Source organism: Kitasatospora sp. NPDC059722 (genome assembly GCF_042733235.1).
GTDB lineage: Bacteria > Actinomycetota > Actinomycetes > Streptomycetales > Streptomycetaceae > Kitasatospora.
In genome coordinates, this window is the sequence record NZ_JBHWGD010000021.1 from 15364 (window position 1) to 32087 (window position 16724).

The following is a 16724-nucleotide window of genomic DNA, read 5'->3' on the forward strand; positions in this document are numbered from 1 at the left end:
CACACCACGCTCGCGCGAAACCGGCACGGCAGCCGACTGCAGCCCTGACGGGCCGATGTCCTACGATCTCCGCCATGAGCACCGCAGCCATCCCGGGCGCGCCACTGCCCGTTCGCACTCCAGGCTCCCGTGCGCGGGGGCGCCACCGTCGCCCCGAGCGCCCCGAGATCCCGTCCGGCTCCCCGGCCCTGGTGCTCGCCGTGCCCGCGACCGCCGGGCCCGAGTCCCGCTCGGTCGTCGAGGAGCTGCTCTCGATCGTCCGCAGCGAGCAGAACGGCGTCCAGACCGCGGTGGGCTACCTCCCCGGCGACGGCACCGAGGGCGCGGACGGCACCGAGCGCAGCATCGGCGAGCTGCTGGCGGCCGCCGCCGAGGCCGGCGTCCCGGCACCGATCCTGGTACCCCTGGTGCCCGGCCCGCACGACTTCCTGCCCGAACTCCACGCACTCGCCGCCGAGTACGGCGCGCACGTCACCGACGTGCTGGGCCCGCACCCGCTGCTGGCCGAGGCCGTCCACGTCCGCCTGTCCGAGGCCGGGCTGGCCCGCGCCGACCGCGCCCGCCTGTTCGCCATCGCGACCGCCGCGGACGGCGTCGTGCTGACCACCGTCGGCGGCGAGGACGCCGCGGCCGCCGCCGGCATCACCGGCGTGCTGCTGGCCGCCCGCCTGGCCGTCCCGGTCGTCCCCGCCGCGCTCGACGTGCCCGGCTCGGTCGCCGCCGCCGTCGCGCACCTCAAGGAGACCGGCTCGCAGCGCCCCGCGCTGGCCCCGCTGGTGATCGGCCCGGAGGCGGACTCCGAGCTGCTCGCCACGGCCGCCGAGGAGACCGGCTGCCCGTCCGCCGCGCCGCTCGGCGCCTACCAGACGGTCGGCCAGCTCATCGCCTCGCTGTACCTGGCCGCGCTGCCGGCGCCGTCCGCGGAGGCCCTGGCCGCCGCGCAGGCCCAGGCCGAGGCCGAGGCGGCGGAGGCCGCCTCCGAGGGCTCCCGCGCGGCCCACGCGGCCGGTGGGACGGCCTCCGGGGCGACCGGGGAGGCCGCCGGCGAGTAACCGCCGACAACGCGTACGGAAGGGCCCGGAGCGACCGCGCTCCGGGCCCTTTCGGCTTGCGGCGTAAGGGAATTAAGAGCCGAATGCGCGAGATGTCCGTTCTGTGATTGTTTGCGATCGGGTGACCGCCCGTCATGCGATTCCTGAGAGCCTGACAGTTGTGCACATCCGCAGGTTTATTGCGAGAAAACGATCATTTTCGATCTTGGAGAAGGAAAGTTTTGGTGGCTTTCCATAATCCGTGATGCGCATCACAGGTATTTGCAGTTCGTACTTAAGTCTGCTTAACGTGCTCCCCGTTCGTGACCACACGGACCCAGCACATCCGCAACGCCGAGTCCTGCCGTCGGGTGCGCTGGAAGCGCGAAAACGCACCACGGCAGGAGCGGGGGACCCACAGGTAAGTCGCCCCGGACCGATCCACGGAACGGTCCTGGGCTAGGGGTGAAGCCGCGCCACAGCGCGGCCGGGCAACTCCGGCCCGAATCCGACAGCTCACCTCGCAGGCGTGGGAGAGGACCGCGTCTTCATGCTGCCCACCAACGGCACTCGCCTGTCCAGCCGCACCCGCCGCGTGATCGCCGCCCTCGGCGTCGCCGGCGTCGGCCTCACCATCCCCTGCCTCACCTCCGGCACCGCCTCCGCCGCCTCCGTCGCCACCTGGGACAAGGTCGCCCAGTGCGAGAGCAGCGGCGACTGGAGCATCAACACCGGCAACGGCTTCTACGGCGGCCTGCAGTTCACCTCCAGCACCTGGGCCGCCTTCGGCGGCACCTCGTACGCCCCGCAGGCCAACCAGGCCACCAAGGACCAGCAGATCGCCGTCGCCGAGAAGGTCCTCGCCTCGCAGGGCCCCGGCGCCTGGCCCGTGTGCTCCGTCCAGGCCGGCCTGACCGCGGGCGGCGCCCCGGCCGCCGTCGACACCTCCGCCGCCGCGAGCACCGCGAAGGCCGCCCCGGCCGTCAAGCCGGCCCCGAAGCCCGCCGCCAAGCCCTCCGCCCAGGCGCAGGACCAGGCGCAGGCCCCGGCCGCCGCCGACTCCGCCAAGGGCACCTGGGCGCAGAAGCGCCAGGACTGGACCCAGGGCGGCACCACCCAGGCCGGTGCCTCGGACTACACCGTCGTGGCCGGCGACTGGCTGTCCACGATCGCCGACAAGCACAACGTCAAGGGCGGCTGGCAGCGCCTGTACGAGCTGAACCGCGGCACCCTGACCGACGGTCCGGACACCATCTACCCGGGCCAGCACCTGTCCTTCGGCGACTCCGCCCAGGCTCCGGCCGGCCAGTCCGGTGACTTCAACTGGTTCGACCGCTCGCAGAAGCCGGGCCAGTCCTCCGCCGGGAACGCCGTGAACGCCCAGCCGGCCGCCGAGGCCCAGACCCCGGCCGCCAAGCCGTCCTCGAAGCCCGCCGCCAAGCCCTCCGCCCAGGCGCAGACCCCGGCCCCGGCCGTCACCGGCTCGATGGCCGCCGCGGTCAGCTTCGCCAAGGCGCAGGTCGGCCAGGCGTACGTCTACGGCGGCACCGGCAACGGCGGCTGGGACTGCTCGGGTCTGACCCAGGCCGCGCTGCGCGCCGCGGGCATCTCCATCCCGCGCGTCGCCAACGACCAGGCCGCCGCGAGCACCCACGTCTCGCTGGACAGCCTGCAGCCGGGCGACCTGCTGTTCTGGTCCAACAACGGCCAGGACTCCGGCGTCTACCACGTCGCCATCTACATCGGCGGCGGCCAGTACGTCGAGGCCGCCAACCCGAGCTCGGGCGTCCGCCTGCAGACCATCGCCAACTGGGCGCCGGACTTCGCCGGCCGCGTCTGAGGATCCTTCCGGAACCGTCCCGCCGGGGACGGGTGACGGATCGCGGATGACAGCGAACAGATGACAGATAACAGATTTCATCATCTGTTATCTGTCATCTGTCACCCGCCCACCGCCCCGGGGAGAGACTGGTCGCTCTCCCCGGGGCTTCGGCGTACCCGCCTCCGAAGTCCGTGCCGCCTCCCCCCGGCGCGCACCCGCGGCTCCGCGCATCGGAGCATTCGCGTGGTCAAACCCCGGCCCAGCGGGCATGCTGCTGCTCTGCACCCGAGGAGGAGTCACCCATGGCCCAGGTCACCGTCACGCTCGACGCGAACCTCGCGATCGACGCGATGATGCTCTCCGGCACCAAGAGTCCCCAGGACGCCGTCGAACTGATCCTGCGCGACTACCTGGCCCGCGGTCGCCGCACCGAGACCCGCACCGGCGACGCCGCCGACGGCCACCGCGTCACCGCCGACCGCCCGACCGTCCAGGAGGGCTGACCCCGGCCCGGCACGGCACTCGCGGCACAGCCCAGCACGGCGCAGCACAAGCCCAGCACAGCACAGCACAGCCCGGCACAGCACAGCACAAGCCCGGCACAGCCCGGCACGGCACGCCGAAGGGCCCCGGAGAGCAACCGCCCTCCGGGGCCCTTCACACGGCCGTCACCGGCCTCAGCGCGCGCAGGCCCCCGTGGAGCCGCGCATGACCAACTCCGGCTGGAACATGAACTCCCCGCGCTGGGCGGCGTTCCCGCCCACCTCCTCCAGCAGCGCGTCCACCGCCGCCGTCGCCATCGCCTCGACCGGCTGGCGGATCGTCGTCAGCGGCGGCTCGGTGAAGGCGATCAGCGGCGAGTCGTCGAAGCCGACCACCGACACGTCCTGCGGCACCGACAGCCCCCGCTGCCGCACCGCCCGGATCGCCCCGAGCGCCATCATGTCGCTGCCGCACACGATCGCCGTGCACCCCTTGTCCAGCAGCGCGCCCGCCGCCGCGTGCCCGCCCTCGACGCTGAACAGCGTGTGGTGGACCAGCTCTTCGGCCTCCTCCTGCGTCCGCCCGAGGACGGTGCGCATCGCGGCCGTGAAGCCCTCGATCTTGCGCAGCACCGGCACGTACCGCCTCTGGCCGACCGCCAGCCCGATCCGCTCGTGCCCCAGCTCGGCGAGGTGCTGGACGGCCATCCACATGGCGGCCCGGTCGTCCGGCGAGATGAACGGCGCGTCGATCCGCTCGCTGAAACCGTTGATCAGGACGAACGGCACCCCGCGCCCGGCCAGCCGGGCGTAGCGGTCGTGGTCGGCGGTGGAGTCGGCGTGCAGACCGGAGACGAAGACGATGCCCGCCACCCCCCGGTCCACCAGCATCTCGACCAGTTCGTCCTCGGTGGACCCGCCGGGCGTCTGGGTGCACAGCACCGGCGTGAAGCCGTGCCGGCTGAGCACCTGCTCGATGACCTGCGCGAGCGCGGGGAAGATCGGGTTGCTGAGCTCCGGCGTGATCAGCCCGATCAGCCCGGCGCTGCGCTGGCGCAGGCGGGTCGGCCGCTCGTACCCGAGCACGTCGAGGGCCGCCAGCACGGTCTGCCGGGTGGCGGCGGAGACGTTCGCCTTGCCGTTGAGTACGCGGGAGACGGTGGCTTCGCTGACCCCCGCCTGCGCCGCGATGTCTGAAAGTCGCGCCGTAGTCACGGTCCCAGAGCCTATTGCAACCACGTCAGACCGCCCACCAGCCGGTGCTGTCCGGTGCGAGCACCGTCTCGCCGCCGTCCACGACCAGTTCCGCCGAGGCGAGCAGCAGCGTGCCCGGGGCGGGTATGCGCACCGGCTCGCCGCTCGCGTTGACCGTGCAGACGAAGGAGCCGCGGCGGAAGGCGAGCGTGCCCTGCGGGGCGTCCAGCCACTCGACCCCGGTGCCCGCGCCCAGGTCGGGCTGCGCCCGGCGGACGGCGAGCGCGCTGCGGTAGAGCTCCAGGGTGGAGGTCGGGTCGCCGGTCTGCGCCTCGACGCTGAGTTCGGCCCACTGGGCCGGCTGCGGCAGCCAGGACGGCCCGCCGGCGACCGGTCCGAAGCCGTACGGCGCCTCGGTGCCGGACCACGGGATCGGCACGCGGCAGCCGTCGCGGTAGCCGTCCTGTCCGGCCTGGCGGAAGAAGGACGGGTCCTGGCGGACCTCGTCGGGCAGGTCGGTGACGTCCGGCAGGCCGAGCTCCTCGCCCTGGTAGACGTAGGCGGAGCCGGGCAGCGCGAGCATCAGCAGGGTGGCGGCGCGGGCCCGGCGCAGGCCAAGCGCGCGGTCGCCGGGGGTGCGGATCTGGGTGCCGAGGCCGGGCTCGTTGGCGAAGCGGGTCGCGTGCCGGGTGACGTCGTGGTTGGACAGCACCCACGTGGTGGGGGCGTCGACCGGGCGCATCGAGTCGAGCGAGACGTCGATCACCTCGCGCAGCGCGGCGGCGTCCCAGTCGGTGCCCAGGTACTGGAAGTTGAAGGCCTGGTGGAGCTCGTCGGGACGGACGTAGTTGGCGGTGCGCTGGACGGTCGGGGTCCAGGCCTCGGCGACGCCGATCCGCTGGCCGGGGTACTCGTCGAGGATCCCCCGCCAGCTGCGGTAGATCTCGTGCACGCCGTCCTGGTCGAAGAACGGCATGACGTCGTTGCCGAGCAGCTTGAGCTGGTCGGAGCCGCCGAGATCGGGCAGGCCGGGGGCCTTGACCAGGCCGTGGGCGACGTCGATGCGGAAGCCGTCCACGCCCATGTCGAGCCAGAACCGCAGGATCGAGCGGAACTCGTCGGCGACGGCCGGGTTCTCCCAGTTGAAGTCGGGCTGCTCCGGGGCGAACAGGTGCAGGTACCAGTCGCCGGGGGTGCCGTCGGGGTTCTCGGTGCGGGTCCAGGCCGGGCCGCCGAAGATGGACTCCCAGTCGTTGGGCGGCAGTTCGCCCGTCTCGCCCTTGCCGGGACGGAAGTGGTAGCGCTCGCGCAGCGGGGACGCGGGGCCGTCCCGCAGGGCGCGCTGGAACCACTCGTGCTGGTCCGAGGAGTGGTTGGGGACGAGGTCGACGATGATCCGCAGGCCCAGGTCGTGGGCGTCGCGGATCAGCGCGTCGGCGTCCAGCAGGGTGCCGAACATCGGGTCCACCGCGCGGTAGTCGGCCACGTCGTAGCCGGCGTCGGCCTGCGGGGAGGCGTAGAACGGCGAGAGCCAGACGGCGTCCACGCCGAGGTCGCGCAGGTAGGGCAGGCGGCTGCGGATGCCCGGCAGGTCGCCCATGCCGTCGCCGTTGGAGTCGGCGAAGCTGCGCGGGTACACCTGGTAGATGACCGCGTCCCGCCACCAGCCTCTGGACGCGCTGCCAGTCACCGGAGCCAGGGCGGCCGCCTCGTGAGCGGTGTCGGCGGCGGGCCGGGAGGTGTCGGCCAGGTTCTGGGTCATGGACGGAATCCCTCGGGGAATAGAGGAGCGAGGAGCGCTGAGACGGGTGCTGGCGAGTGCTGGCGACTGCCGGCGTGTGCCGGCGTGTGCCGGCGTTACGACTTGGAGGCGCCGGCGGTCAGGCCGGTGACCAGGTGTCGCTGCACCAGGTAGAAGAAGACGGAGGACGGGATCGCGATCAGCACCGCGGTCGCGGCCATGAAGTTCCACTGGGCGTCGTGCTCGCTGACGAAGGTCTGCAGGCCGACGGCCAGCGTGTACTTGTCGGAGCTGAGCATGAAGGTGGAGGCGAACGCGACCTCGGCCCAGGCGGTCAGGAAGGAGTAGAACGCGGCCACCGCCAGGCCCGGGCGGGCGAGCGGCAGGACCAGCCGCCAGAAGGTGCCGATCGGGCTGAGGCCGTCGACCCGGCCGGCCTCGTCGATCTCCACCGGGATGGTGTCGAAGTAGCCCTTCAGCAGCCAGGCGCAGTACGGCACGGTGGTGGTCGAGTAGACCAGGATCAGGCCGGTGTAGCCGTCGAGCAGGCCGAGCTCGGACAGGATCGTGTACATCGGCACGATCAGCACCGCGATCGGGAACATCTGGGTGACCAGCAGCGACCACATGAGCGGCTTGTGGCCGGGGAACTTCATCCGGGAGACGGCGTAGCCGGTGGTGGCGGCGACCATGACGCCGAACACCGTGGTGATGCCGGAGACCAGGAAGGAGTTGCCGAACCAGGTGAAGAAGTCGGTGCCGAACAGCACGTGGTCGTAGTTCGACAAGGTCAGCTTGCCGAGGATCTTCCCGGGGTGGAGGTAGTCCGTCTTGTCCGGGCCGAGCGAGATGTAGAGGATCCACAGCACCGGGAACAGGGCGATCAGGCTGGCGAGGATCAGGGCGCCGTGGGACAGCGCGGTGACCAGCGGGCTGCTCTCGCCGCGGCGGCGGACCTTGGCGGGCCGGGCGGCCGGTGCGGGGCGCGCGGCCGGCGCGGCGGCTTCGGTGGTGGTGCTCATCGGGGGTACCTGCCTTCGTGGGTCAACTGAGTCCGGGGCCGCAGCCGTTGGCCTGTTGCTGTTGGCCTGCTGGCCGTTGGCCTGCTGGCCGTTGGCCTGCTGGCTGTCGGCCTGCTAGCCGTTGGCCTGCTCGTTGCGGGCGAGCCAGCGCCGGTAGAAGGCGGTGAAGACGATGAGGATGGACAGCAGGATCACGCCGTACGCGGCGGACTGCGCGTAGTCCCGGGGCTGCTGGCCGAAGCCGAGGCGGTAGGCCCAGGTGACGAGCAGCTGGGCGTCGGAGCCGCCGCTGGTGCCGAACAGCAGGAAGATGACGGCGAACTGGTTGAAGGTCCAGATCACGCCGAGCAGGACGACGGTCGAGGAGACGGTGCGCAGTCCGGGCAGGGTGACGTGACGGAAGCGCTGCCACGGGGTGGCGCCGTCCATCTCGGCGGCCTCGTACAGCTCGGCCGGGATGGACTGCAGGCCGCCGAGCAGCGAGATCATCATGAACGGCACGCCGACCCAGGTGTTGACCAGGACGGCGGCGGCCTTCTGCGCCAGCGGGTCGTCCAGCCAGCCGGGCTGGGGCAGGTGGAGGGCGGAGAGCAGGCCGTTGACGGCGCCGCCGTCGGCGAGCATCAGGCGCCAGGAGAAGACGGTGACGAAGGTCGGCACGGCCCACGGGAGGATGAGCAGCATCCGGTAGACGGCGCGTCCGCGCAGCTTCTTGTTCAGCAGCAGGGCGAGGCCCAGGCCGATGGTGTAGTGGAGGACGACGCACAGCACCGTCCAGGTGATGGTCCACACGAAGTGGGACCAGAAGCGGTCGTACGAGCCGGGGCCCCACAGGATGTCGGCGTAGTTGTGGAGGCCGACGAACTTGTAGCTGGCCGGGATGTGGTTGACGCCGATGGTGCGGGCCGAGTTGAGGCTGTTGGCGTCGGTGAGGGTGAGCCAGACGCCCTCGACGAGCGGGTAGAGCACGAGCACGCCGAGCACGAGCACGACCGGGGCGGTCATCGCGTAGGCGTACCAGTGCTTGGCGTAGGAGCGCTTGAGGCGCTCCAGCGGGCCCGGACGCTGCTCGCGCGGCCGGCTGCCCTTGCCGGTGGCGCCCTGCACGGCGACTGACATCGATTACACCTTCTCGGGGGAGGTCTCGGGGAGAGCGGGTCCGGCCGCCTCGGGAGGAGCGGGTCCGGCCGCCGGGCCCGCCGGGGTGAGGGACGTGGGGGTGTCCCTCACCCGCGGCGGGCCGGGCGGCTGACGGCTACTTGGCGAAGCCCGGGAGGAGCTTGGCGTAGTCGGTGGCGACGGTGTTCAGCGCGTCCTGGGTGCTGGTGCCCTGGACGGCCTTGCCGAGGTTGGTGCCGAGCGAGGCGAACAGCGAGCTGTACTCGGGCAGTTCGGGGCGCGGCTTGGCGCTGGCGAGGACGGCCTGGAAGCCGGCGATGCCCGGGTCGGCCTTGACGTCGGCGGTGAAGGCGTCGGAGCGGGTCGGCAGGGTGGAGTTCTTCTGCGCGATGAACGCCTGGCTCTCGGCCGAGGTCATGAAGGCCGCGAACTTCTCGGCGGCGGCCTTGTGGGCGGCGTCGGAGCCGGCGTAGACGGAGATGTTGTGGCCGCCGGTCGGGGCGCCGGCCTTGCCGCTGGAGCCGGCCGGGACGGCGGCGATGCCGAGGTTCTTCTTGTCGGCGAAGGCGGAGCCCTTGTAGATGTTGGTGATCTCCCAGGGGCCCTGGATGATCGCCGCGACCTTGCCGCTGTTGAAGGCGTCCATCATGTGGGCGTAGGCGTCGGTGGTGACGTCGGCCTTGGCGGTGCCGGGCGAGGTGAACATCGACTTGTAGGTCTCGATGCCCTTGACGGCCTCGGGCGAGGTGATGGTGATCTTCTTGCCAGCGGCGTCGACGGTGTCGGTGCCCTCGCCGAACAGGAACGGCATCGCGTAGTAGCCGTCGGCGGCCTTCAGCCAGAAGCCGTCGACGCCGTCCTTGTCCTTGATCGTGGCGGCGTCGGCCTTGAGCTCGTCCCAGGTCTTCGGGGCGTCGGTGATCCCGGCCTTGGCGAAGAGGTCCTTGTTGTAGAGCAGGCCCAGGGTGTCGGTGACCAGCGGGACGCCGTACAGCTTGCCGTCGTACTTGGCCTGCTGGACGAGGCTGGGCTGGAAGGCGGAGGTGTCGGCGGCGGCCGGGGTGCCGTCGAGCGGCTCCAGGTAGCCGGCCTTGGCGAAGGCGGCGGTCCAGCCGACCTCGGAGCGGAACACGTCGGGCGCGCCCTTGGCCCCCATGGCGGTCTGCAGCTTGTTCTGCGCCTGGTCGAACGGCACGTTGACGAAGTCGACCTTGACGGTCGGGTTGGCCGCCTCGAACTTCTTGACCAGTTCCTGGTAGTTCGGCGCCTCGTTGGTGGCGTTCGAGGTGTCCCAGTACGTGAGGGTGACCGGCCCGTCGGCCTTGCCGTCCGAGCTGGAGCCGCTGCTGCCACAGGCAGCCATCGAGACCGCGAGGGCCACAACGAGGGCAGAGGCCGCGATGCCACGCCGCATGAGAACTCCTTGGGAGGGTGGGGGTGCCCGAGATGTTCGGAGACAGGCGCATAATGGCTGCCTCGTGCCGACTGCACCTTCGCTGCCGTCGGGCTGGAAGGAAGTTAACAGCGGGCGAAACGTCACGGAAACCCCTTGCAGAAACTTTCTGCAAGAAACGGCGATCGTTACAGCCGCGTGTCCTGGATGTTGCCGCACGGTAGTGGACAGCGCCCGACTATGTCCGGCTTTGACCGTTCCGCTCCACCGGCCTGTGGCCTGGAACACCACCCTGCGTGGCGGAAAGCCGCTTGCAGGACACTGGGTGGCATGCGCATCAGACCAGCCGTGAAGGACGAACTGCCCCTGCTGTGCGAGCTGGAACGGGCCGCCGGAGCCCCGTTCGCCGCCATCGGCATGCCGGAGATCGCCGAGGACGAACCCCCGGCCCCCGGGGAACTCGCCCGCTACCTGACGGACGGCACCGCCCTCGTCGCGGTCGACGACGGCGACCGCCCCATCGCCTACCTGCTCGCCGAACCGGTCGACGGCGCGTGCCACGTCGAGCAGGTCTCGGTGCACCCCGGCCACGCCCGCCGGGGCATCGGCCGCGCGCTGATCGAGCACCTCGCCGCCACCACCGACGCCCCCGCGCTCACCCTCACCACGTTCGCCGACGTCCCGTGGAACGCCCCCTACTACGCCCGCTGCGGCTTCCGCCCGCTCGCCGACGGCGAACTCACGCCGGGCCTGCGGGAGATCCGCCGCCAGGAGGCCGAGCACGGCCTCGACCGCTGGCCCCGGCTCTGCATGCGCCGGGACCTGCCGGCGCGCCAGGGGGTCATCGACTAGTTCGTCCCGAAGCGCAGGACGGTCGTCGAGCGGAACTCCTCCCCCGGGCGCAGCACCGTGCCGGGGAAGTCCGGGTGGTGCGGCGAGTCCGGGAAGTGCTGCGTCTCCAGCGCGACCCCGGCGAACGGCCCGTACGCCACCCCGCTCGCGCCCGTCACCGCGCCCTGGAACTTGTTGGCCGTGTAGACCTGGACGCCCGGCTCGGTGGTCAGCACCTCCAGGGCGCGCCCGCTGACCGGGTCCTCCAGCAGCGCCGCCCGGGCCGGGGTGCCGTCGGCCGGGCGCGGGCGCAGCACCCAGTTGTGGTCGTACCCGCCGGGCCCGGTCAGCTGCGGGTGCTCGTCGTGCACGGACTTGCCGATCGGCCGGGCCGTCGTGAAGTCGAACGGGGTACCGGCCACGGGTTCGATCCGCCCGGTGGGGATCTGCCGTTCGTCGGCCGGGGTGTAGGCGTCGGCGTCGAGGGTGAGCAGGTGGCCGAGGACGTCGCCGCTGCCTTCACCCGCGAGGTTGACGTAGGCGTGGTTGGTGAGGTTGACGACGGTCGGTTTCGTGGTGACGGCGCGGTAGGCGATGGTGAGCGCGCCGCCGGCGTCGAGGGTGTAGGCGACGGTGACGTCGAGGGCGCCGGGGAAGCCCTGGTCGCCGTCCGGGCTGTGCAGCCTCAGTTCGACGCCGCCCGGGATCCCGGTGGCGTCCCACATCCGGTTGGCGAAGCCGTCGGGGCCGCCGTGCAGGGTCATGCCGCCGCCGGTGGGGGCGAGCGGGTGGTCCTCGCCGTCGATGGTGATCCGCGAGCCGTCGATCCGGTTGGCGTAGCGGCCGACGACGGTGCCGTAGTGCCGGGCCGGGCCGAGGATCTGGGCCAGTTCGTCGGTGGCGAGCAGGAGTTGGGCACGGCGGCCGGCGCGGTCGGGCGCGGTGAGGGTGTGCAGGGTGGCGCCGAGGGTGAGCACGCTCGCCTCGTACGGGCCGGCGGTGAGCGTCCAGCGCTGGATCGCGGCGCCCGCGCCCGAGGCGTCGAGGGGTTCGTGGCGCACGCCGGTGGCCTGAGTCGCCATGCCCTGCTGCTCCTCACTGGCGGCCGGGGCGGGTGCCGCGGTCGCGCCGAACGGGGGTCGATCCGGGGGGTCGATCCGGGGGGCCGGCCGGGAACCGACCGGGGATGGGACGGGGTGGAACGGGGGTGGGCCGGGAATACCGTCAGGAAGCCGGCCGTGGCCGCCCCGGTCTGCGTCAGCCTAACGACGGGAACGGCCGCGGGGGCGCTCCCGAACCCCCGCGCGCCGCCCGAGCGCTTCCGTCCGCCGGACGCGGACGCCCGGCCGCGACGGCGGCCCGAGCCGAAGGACACGCTCTACGCGTCGCCCGCCTCTTCCTGCTCCGCGTCCCCGGCCGGCCGGGTCGGCTGGGCCGGCGTGGTCGGCCACGTCGGCCGGGTGGCACGCGGCTGGCCCGGCAGCCCGAGCGCGGTGGCCAGGCCGTCCGGCCCGCTGCCCGCCTTGCGGTAGACCGCGGCCAGCCGCCGGTTGACCAGGCTCAGCTGCAGCCCGAGCTCGTCGGCGATCCGCTGCGGCGGCACGCCCCGCAGCGCCAGCTGGGCGACGTCCCACTCCGGCTGGCTGAGCGCCTCGCGGGAGGCGCGGAAGTCGCCCAGCCGGTTGGGCCGCAGGCCGTAGTTGGCGAGCTCCCGGCGCGCCTGCTCGACCAGGCCCTCGGCCGAGCAGTGCTGGGCCAGCTCGATGCCCTGGTACAGGTACTCCTGGGCGTCCTCCAGCCGCCCGACCCGGCGCAGCGCCGCCCCGAGCTCGACCAGCGCGACGGCGTGCTCGTAGCCGGCCGGGGACTGGCCGAGGTAGGCCACGGCCTGCTCCAGGAGCTCGACCGCCTGCTGGCCGTCCTCGATCTGGGCGTGCAGCCGCAGCGCGGTGCCGATCGCCGAGGCGGTGCCGAAGGTCCGGGCGTCCCGGACGGCCTTGTGGGCGTACTCGCGGGCGCGGTCGGGCTCGTCCTGGGCGATGGCGATGGCGAGGTGGCCGGCCCACGGCGCCCAGACGGTGTTGTGCCAGCCGCGGGCCTCCAGCTGGGCGCCGGCCTCGGTGAGCGCGGCGGCGGCGCCGGCGTAGCGCCGCTTGGCGACGAGCAGCTTGCCGTACAGGGAGGGCGCGTCGGGCAGGACCATCGCGGTGTCGTGGTACGGCGGCTGGAAGCCGAAGCCGGTGGCGAGGTCCCAGGCCTCCTCGACGCGTCCGCGGGCGAGCAGGGTGTCGACGAGCACGCCGACGGCGTCCCACGCGAGCGGCAGCTTGGGGGCGATCCGCTCGGAGAGGCGCAGGGCGCGGCGCAGGAAGTCCTCGGCCTCGGCGAGCAGGCCGCGGCGGAAGCGGGCGAGGCCCATCAGGAAGTAGGCGAAGCCCCGGTGGGCACCGCTCCACCCGGCGACCTCGAACTGGACGATGGCGTCGGCGAACAGCCGCTCGGCCTGGGCGATGCGGTCGTTGTACGTGTAGGTGAGGCCGAGCATCGCGGGCAGCTCGAAGCCCCAGGTGCTGTCGGTCCAGCCGAGTCCCTTGGGCAGCCGGCCGGCCTCCAGGACGTCGTCGGCGTGGGCGAGCGCGTCGACGGAGGGCTTGCCGCGCAGGGTGAGGTCCCAGGCGCGCATCGCGAGGACCGCGCGGTCGGCGGGCTCGCGGCCGGTGAGGCCCTCGCACATCTCGCCGAGCCGCCGGGAGCGGCCGGGGCCGTCCTCCTCGGACTTGCGGAAGGCGTGCCACATGAACGAGGCGGCCTGGAGCCGCAGCCGGCCCGCGGCGTCGTCGGTGGCGGCGACCTCCTCCTGGCACACCAGCGCGGCCTCGCGCAGTTCGCCGCTGTGCGCGAGCACTTCGGAGAGCCGGAACGTGGCGTCCACCCGCAGTTCGGGGCGCAGCGGCCCCTCCTCCGGGTCGAGGGCGAGCTTGAGCTGGTTGACGGTGGCGACGGGGTCGGTGAGCAGCGCGGAGCAGCCGAGTTCGTAGAGCACCTCGGCGCGGATGCCGTCGGCGGGCGGCTCGTTGAGGGCACGGTGCAGGCAGCGCTGGGCGGCTTCGGGGGCACCGATGAGCAGGTGTTCGGCGGCGGCCTTGCGCAGCTTGCGCACAGTGCGGTCGTCGCCCTCGCCCGCGAAGGTCTCGACGAGGTGGCGGGAGGCGGAGAGCAGGCCGAGCCCGGCGTTCTCGATCTCGGCCGCGGCGACGCCGTGCATGCCGGTGCGGGTGGCCTCCGGCATGGTGTTGTAGATCGAGCTGCCGATCAGCGGGTGGACGAACTCCAGGTTTCCGTTGGGGGTCTGGGTGAGGACGCGCTGCTTGCGGAGCTGCTTGATGGACTCGCGGGCGCCCTCGGCGCTCTGGGTGGAGATGCGGGTCGCGAGGTCGATCCGGATGTCGGTGCCGAGCATGGCGCAGGCCCAGGCGAAGCGCAGGGTGCTGGCGCCGAGCCGGTCGAGCCAGGTCTTGAGGGTCATCCCGTTGGCGTCGACGGCGAGTTCGCGCAGTTGGACGGAGTTCTCCTCGACCGGTTCGAGCTCCTGGTCGCGGACCTGGTCGAGCAGGGCGATGGCCTCGTAGGGGTTGCCGTTGACGACGTTCCAGAACTCGTAGCAGAAGGCGTCCTCGGCCTTCTCGCCGAGTTCCGCCCGGATGATGTCCGTGACCGAAGTGAGGGAGAGGCGGTTGAGCTCGTGCCGACGGGTGGCGAGCTTGAGGACGGTGGAGTGGTGGGGGTGGGCTTCGGGTTGCCAGTCGTGTTCGTCCTCGCGGAACGCGAAGACGAGCAGGACGGGCAGTTCGCGTGCGCGGACGGCGAACTGGGTGAGCCAGGACAGGGATTCCAGGTCGGCCCAGTGCAGGTCGTCGACGATCATCACCAGGGGCGCGCTGCGGGGCGCGAGCTGGGTGAGGACGTAGTCCAGTCCGTCGCGCACGCCCTGCGGGTCGAGCCGGCGGGCGCCGGCCTTGGGCTGCTTGAGGCCCATGGCCGGTCCGACGACCTCCTCCCAGGTGCCCATGACCTGCCGGAACTCGGCCGGCGGGAGACCGGTGAGCGCGGGCTGCAGGAGCTGGCGCAGCACGTGGTAGGGCTCCTTGACCTGCTGTTCGCCGCCGCGCGCGAACAGCACGGTGGCGCCGTCGCGGAGCTTGGCGGTGCGCCGCACCTCGTGGAGCAGGCTGGTCTTGCCGATGCCGGGGCGGCCGGAGATGGTGAGGAGTTCGCCGATCTCGGTGCCGCCGGCGGCGAATTCGCGGCACAGCTTTTCGACGGCGGTCTCGGCGGAGCGCAGTTCCGCGTCACGGTCGCGCAGCCTGACCCGGGGAGCGGCGCCGTCCCCGTCCCGGCCGGGGCCGGTTCCCGCCCGAAGTCCGTTGCCCTGCTCGGTCACGTCATGCCTCCGCCGCTCCTGCTGACTCCCTGGTCGTGTGCCGAGGTTAGCGCCGCGGGGGGCGTGCCGTGCGGCATTCGCGCAGGCTGAGACGGACGGTGAGGGTTCGGACGGCTTGCCAAGGGCAATTGCCCTATATCCCTAACGTCCGATCATTACATCAGATACCCTACGGCCCGCGAGGCGAAGATGATCTTGTCCTGCCACCCTCACGCACGGAGCCTCGCTGCGTCAACTCCCCCCACACGCCGTGTCCGAACCGTTAGCGCCCCCACCCTCCGCTGCACCGGGAGTCCGATGTCTGACGACACCTCACTTCAGATCCCGTTCCCGCACCGCCGCAGTTCCCACATCCCGCACGCCGCCGCGCTGCACCGCGACTGGCTCCACCGGCACCCGCTGCTGGCCGACGCCGACCGCCCCGGGTACGCCCACTGGGAGATCGTCGAGCTCGCCGCCCTGGGCTACCCGGACGCCGGACCGGACGAACTCGCCCTCGCGGCCGACCTGATGGGGTTCTACTTCCTCTTCGACGACCAGTTCGACGGCCCGCTCGGCCGCCGACCCACCGAGGTCGCCCCGATCTGCGAGCGGCTCATCGCGGTCCTGCACGGCGCGCGCGCCGACCAGCGCTCCCCCGTCGAGACCGCGTTCGCGGACCTCTGGGACCGCAGCGCGCGCGGCATGCCCGCCCGCTGGCAGGCCCGCGCCGCCTACAACTGGGAGTGGTACCTGGCCAGTCACCCCGCCGAGGCCGCCGGCCGGATCTCCACCCGCCCGCCGGACCGGGCCGGCTACCTCGTGCTCCGGCGGGGCACCGCGGCCATGGAGACCATCTTCGACATGGTCGAACGGCTCGGCCAGTTCGAGGTGCCGCCCGCCGTCCTGCACCACCCGGTGCTCCGCCAGCTGCGCCAACTGGCCGCCGACATACCCTCGTTGAGCAACGACGTGCGGTCCTTCCCGCTGGAGGCCCCGCGCGGCGACGTCAACAACCTCGTGCTGATCGTCCAGCGCGAACGCCGCTGCTCGGCCGAGGAGGCCTGCGCGGTGGTCCTCGACGAGGCGCAGATCATGGTGGAGCGCTGCGGCGAGCTGCACGCCCAGCTCCCCGAGGTCTACCGGGAGCTGGGCCTGTCCCGGGTCGAGGCGAGCATCGCCCAGCGCTACGCCGACGGGCTGCTCACCTGGCTGGCCGGCTACCAGTACTGGGAGTCCCGCACGGGCCGCTACCACTCCGTCTGACGCCACTCCGTCAGACTGCGTCAGACACCGCGCCGTCCGACCGCTCCGCCTGGCGCCGGACACCCACCGGCACCGCACCAGGGCCGCCCGCCTCTCCCCCAGCGCCGCACCCGCCGACGGCGGGGCGCCGCAGGGCGGCCCCGGTCCGACGCGGCCCCGCCCCCGGGACGCCGCGCCCCGGGGCTCCGGACACCCCGGAGCCCGTGCACCCGACGCCCGACGCGACGCGCGCCCTGGTACCACGAGGCGCGCGGCCGGGCCCCGGCGATCTCCACAACGGCCGGAACGCGCACCCTCCGTACACGAGTTCCGTACGGACCGTAGCCGCGCCGCGCCGTCGCGACTATCGTGCTCGGCGGCGGGCGCCCCGGCGGGCCCCGCCGCGAGCGCGCGTTCACATCCC

Annotated in this window: 12 protein-coding genes and 1 riboswitch; of the genes, 5 read left to right on the forward strand and 7 right to left on the reverse strand. The window is 72.6% G+C overall.

What is annotated here, in order from left to right; translation table 11 throughout:
- The first annotated feature begins 74 nt into the window (after positions 1-74).
- The 3 genes from ACFV4F_RS16235 to ACFV4F_RS16245 all read left to right on the forward strand — a co-directional run bounded on the left by ACFV4F_RS16235 (position 75) and on the right by ACFV4F_RS16245 (position 3356).
- Entirely contained in the window at positions 75-1052 is a 978-nt protein-coding gene (locus ACFV4F_RS16235) for a hypothetical protein (RefSeq protein WP_380502994.1), read from the forward strand.
- 362 nt (positions 1053-1414) lie between these two features.
- A riboswitch (cyclic di-AMP (ydaO/yuaA leader) is annotated at positions 1415-1574 on the forward strand.
- On the forward strand, positions 1561-2871 hold the full coding sequence (locus ACFV4F_RS16240; RefSeq protein WP_380502997.1) for a transglycosylase family protein: 1311 nt from the start codon (positions 1561-1563) through the stop codon (positions 2869-2871). Its footprint overlaps the riboswitch before it by 14 nt.
- A 284-nt stretch (positions 2872-3155) precedes the next feature.
- Complete coding sequence (locus ACFV4F_RS16245) at positions 3156-3356, forward strand: hypothetical protein (RefSeq protein ID WP_380442142.1); 201 nt, start codon at positions 3156-3158, stop codon at positions 3354-3356.
- A gap of 174 nt (positions 3357-3530) precedes the next feature.
- On the opposite strand, the gene ACFV4F_RS16250 is transcribed toward ACFV4F_RS16245, so the two are convergent.
- The 5 genes from ACFV4F_RS16250 to ACFV4F_RS16270 all read right to left on the reverse strand — a co-directional run bounded on the left by ACFV4F_RS16250 (position 3531) and on the right by ACFV4F_RS16270 (position 9825).
- The gene (locus ACFV4F_RS16250) at positions 3531-4550 is read right to left on the reverse strand and encodes a LacI family DNA-binding transcriptional regulator (protein ID WP_380442144.1); all 1020 of its coding nucleotides are present in this window, start codon (positions 4548-4550) and stop codon (positions 3531-3533) included.
- Positions 4551-4575: 25 nt separating this feature from the next.
- Entirely contained in the window at positions 4576-6291 is a 1716-nt protein-coding gene (locus ACFV4F_RS16255) for a glycoside hydrolase family 13 protein (RefSeq protein WP_380442147.1), read from the reverse strand.
- 95 nt (positions 6292-6386) lie between these two features.
- Positions 6387-7292 (reverse strand): sugar ABC transporter permease, encoded by a 906-nt coding sequence (locus ACFV4F_RS16260; RefSeq protein WP_380503000.1) that lies wholly within the window; start codon positions 7290-7292, stop codon positions 6387-6389.
- A gap of 114 nt (positions 7293-7406) precedes the next feature.
- Complete coding sequence (locus ACFV4F_RS16265; protein WP_359972458.1) at positions 7407-8411, reverse strand: sugar ABC transporter permease; 1005 nt, start codon at positions 8409-8411, stop codon at positions 7407-7409.
- Between the two features lie 136 nt (positions 8412-8547).
- A complete protein-coding gene (locus ACFV4F_RS16270) occupies positions 8548-9825 on the reverse strand; it encodes an extracellular solute-binding protein (protein WP_380442152.1) in 1278 nt (425 codons plus the stop codon).
- Between the two features lie 309 nt (positions 9826-10134).
- Here ACFV4F_RS16270 and ACFV4F_RS16275 point away from each other — a divergent pair, with 309 nt between their 5' ends.
- Positions 10135-10656, forward strand: coding sequence for a GNAT family N-acetyltransferase (locus ACFV4F_RS16275; protein ID WP_380442154.1), 522 nt, complete (start codon positions 10135-10137; stop codon positions 10654-10656).
- Here ACFV4F_RS16275 and ACFV4F_RS16280 read toward each other — a convergent pair.
- Both ACFV4F_RS16280 and ACFV4F_RS16285 read right to left on the reverse strand, forming a co-directional pair.
- Positions 10653-11717 (reverse strand): aldose epimerase family protein, encoded by a 1065-nt coding sequence (locus tag ACFV4F_RS16280; protein ID WP_380503003.1) that lies wholly within the window; start codon positions 11715-11717, stop codon positions 10653-10655. The two genes, ACFV4F_RS16275 and ACFV4F_RS16280, sit on opposite strands and share 4 nt — an antisense overlap.
- 296 nt (positions 11718-12013) lie before the next feature.
- Positions 12014-15076: an ATP-binding protein gene (locus ACFV4F_RS16285; protein WP_380442158.1), complete on the reverse strand. Its 3063-nt coding sequence runs from the start codon at positions 15074-15076 to the stop codon at positions 12014-12016.
- Between the two features lie 297 nt (positions 15077-15373).
- Here ACFV4F_RS16285 and ACFV4F_RS16290 point away from each other — a divergent pair, with 297 nt between their 5' ends.
- Positions 15374-16321, forward strand: a complete 948-nt coding sequence (locus tag ACFV4F_RS16290) for a hypothetical protein (RefSeq protein ID WP_380503005.1) — start codon at positions 15374-15376, stop codon at positions 16319-16321.
- Positions 16322-16724: the final 403 nt, after the last annotated feature.

Excerpts from the sequence above, each read along its gene's own strand:
- ACFV4F_RS16235 (WP_380502994.1), top strand. The coding sequence starts at position 75 with ATGAGCACCGCAGCCATCCCGGGCGCGCCACTGCCCGTTCGCACTCCA.
- ACFV4F_RS16245 (WP_380442142.1), top strand. The coding sequence starts at position 3,156 with ATGGCCCAGGTCACCGTCACGCTCGACGCGAACCTCGCGATCGACGCG.
- ACFV4F_RS16255 (WP_380442147.1), bottom strand. The coding sequence starts at position 6,291 with ATGACCCAGAACCTGGCCGACACCTCCCGGCCCGCCGCCGACACCGCT.
- ACFV4F_RS16260 (WP_380503000.1), bottom strand. The coding sequence starts at position 7,292 with ATGAGCACCACCACCGAAGCCGCCGCGCCGGCCGCGCGCCCCGCACCG.
- ACFV4F_RS16265 (WP_359972458.1), bottom strand. The coding sequence starts at position 8,411 with ATGTCAGTCGCCGTGCAGGGCGCCACCGGCAAGGGCAGCCGGCCGCGC.
- ACFV4F_RS16270 (WP_380442152.1), bottom strand. The coding sequence starts at position 9,825 with ATGCGGCGTGGCATCGCGGCCTCTGCCCTCGTTGTGGCCCTCGCGGTC.
- ACFV4F_RS16275 (WP_380442154.1), top strand. The coding sequence starts at position 10,135 with ATGCGCATCAGACCAGCCGTGAAGGACGAACTGCCCCTGCTGTGCGAG.
- ACFV4F_RS16280 (WP_380503003.1), bottom strand. The coding sequence starts at position 11,717 with ATGGCGACTCAGGCCACCGGCGTGCGCCACGAACCCCTCGACGCCTCG.
- ACFV4F_RS16290 (WP_380503005.1), top strand. The coding sequence starts at position 15,374 with ATGTCTGACGACACCTCACTTCAGATCCCGTTCCCGCACCGCCGCAGT.